Source organism: Okeania sp. (assembly GCF_983059655.1).
In genome coordinates, this window is the sequence record NZ_CEZPJD010001091.1 from 1 (window position 1) to 2,117 (window position 2,117).

2 protein-coding genes are annotated in these 2,117 nt (G+C 37.4%); both read left to right on the forward strand.

Features of this window, described 5'->3' with window-relative positions:
* The first annotated feature begins 399 nt into the window (after window positions 1-399).
* On the forward strand, window positions 400-864 hold the full coding sequence (locus AC3DU7_RS32075) for a hypothetical protein (RefSeq protein WP_488043272.1): 465 nt from the start codon (window positions 400-402) through the stop codon (window positions 862-864).
* 7 nt (window positions 865-871) lie between these two features.
* A complete protein-coding gene (locus AC3DU7_RS32080) occupies window positions 872-1,105 on the forward strand; it encodes a hypothetical protein (protein ID WP_488043273.1) in 234 nt (77 codons plus the stop codon).
* Window positions 1,106-2,117: the final 1,012 nt, after the last annotated feature.

Sequence of the window (2,117 nt, forward strand, 5' to 3'; positions counted from 1 at the left end):
ATGGCTCAAAAGTTAAAAGAAATTTTCCTAGGAAAACCTATTGAACAAACTGCCTGATGACTAACTAATTGTTAGGGCACTTTACTAGGACCGGGTAAGGTTGTCGTGGTGAAATTCCACAGAAACTTTCACGCCTGAAAGTTGCGGTGCGGGGTAGCTCCCTAATCCGTCGGCTGTGGGTTAAACCGCAGTTGATTAAGTCATTGGCAAGGCACAAACTTTAAAGGTGAAGTGAGCTGTAAAAGCTTTTGCTCTTTCATGGGTTTACCTTGCTTTTGGCTTAAGCTGGTAGAGGCTTTAAGAGTGAATTGAATTAATCATTTTCGGGTGATTCCTGAGCTATTGATGCCAGTTTAAAACAGCTATTAAAACCCAAAAGATGAACCTTGAAAATTTAATATGAGAATTATTGGTGGGGATGTTTGTAAAAGTTCTCTTGTCTGTTGGGAGTTAGTCGAACAACCAGGAAAACTCAAGCAAATATTTAGTAATGAAAAGCGGAGATTTTCAAAATCTAAACCAGACCCCTTGACTTTTCATGCCAATAAATCTAGTTTAGCTGATTTTGAAGCTTATTTACTTGGCGATCGCGAACTGGCTAAGGCAAAAGTTAAGGCTGATTGTTTGGTGTTGGAACCTACAGGAATTCATTACGCCAAAGCTTGGGCGATTGTTGCTAAGTATGTAGGAGTTGAGGTTAGGTGGGTTGGTCACCAAGAGTCGGTTTTTACTCGACGGTCTGAACGGTTGCCTAACAAAAATGACCAGGCTGATGCTTTGGCTTTGGCTGCTTATGCTTGGAAGCATTGGGAGCAGTCAGAATATTTTTTAGACTTCCAACCCACGCCGATTGCTGAGAATTGAAGGCTCAATGGCTGAGACTCCTAATAGTCCGGCACTTTTACAAATCAAGGCTGTTAAGTTAGCGACAATCCAAAGTAAAGAGGCTCTGGTTTTGGCTGCTCAATCTGGAGTTAATGTAGACTTGCCTAATGCTGGAACTTCTGAGAAGGCCAGAGGATTTAAAACTTTAATTGCTTTTAAGGTTATCTCTCTAGCCCTTAGAAGATTATGGCCAATGCTTAAAAGGGTCAATTGTGCTTAATAGGCGATCGCTACATTTTCCCCAAAAGGTTTAGGAGATAAGTATAATTTTGTCTCCTTTTCTCTTCAGAGTGAAGCTAATAATTCTGAGACAGAAGAGCAAAGAGTTGGAGAGCGTATTTTTCAATATTTATTTAGTTAATTTAGTTGTCAATTTTTATAGTTTGAGTTATTATTAAATTGGAGTACAAATTCAATCTCAAACTTTAATTTAAACCGTAAAAATATTATAGTGTCAGTTCGATTCTGACCTTCCCTTGATCGGCGAAGTAGCCCAAATAGGTAGAGGCAATATTTTTTACATTTTCAAGATAAAGCTATTACTCCAAGCTTAATATTCATCACTGTCGCGAGAACGAATTTCGAGGAAAAATATCATTGAAATGCCGGCTCGCATCCGGCTCCTGGCTCCAATATTATACGCAAATTTATACGCCGGGATAGTTTAACTGGGAAAACCCAATGATGAAAATTAAAACCGAGAATTAAATACGATCGCGTGTACAATTGAGTGATAACATGAGGCCCTAAGTAAGGACAGAACTTAGGGCTTCACCTTTTGATGGCAGAAGGAAGAGAAATTAATAAAGTCAAAAGTCAAAAGTCAAAAGTTAGAAGTTGTTTTTGTAACAGAGATTTGAGCAAGGCTCCAAAAATATTTCGCCTTAAAAGGTGAGGTTACGCGACCCAGTTAGTACTTACCGATCTAATCTTAAAGCATTGACTGATACCAAAAGACTTGATTCAGCAAACCCCAATTATTTTGATAAAGATAGGTTTAAAGCTGGAAAAAAACTTAAATTTTCTGTAGATATTTACCCTTTGGTTTATACAAACCACACCAGCATAAATAATATCAAAAGTCAAAAGTAACGAAATCCTGTATCTAAAATTTAATGTATACTAGATCTCTCTATAATGTTCATTTGATAGCGTGAAAAAAAACTTTCTTATACTCTTCCTTATTCGTAAGCATTCAGCAGTAAGCATTCAGCTATTAAATTATTATCTTA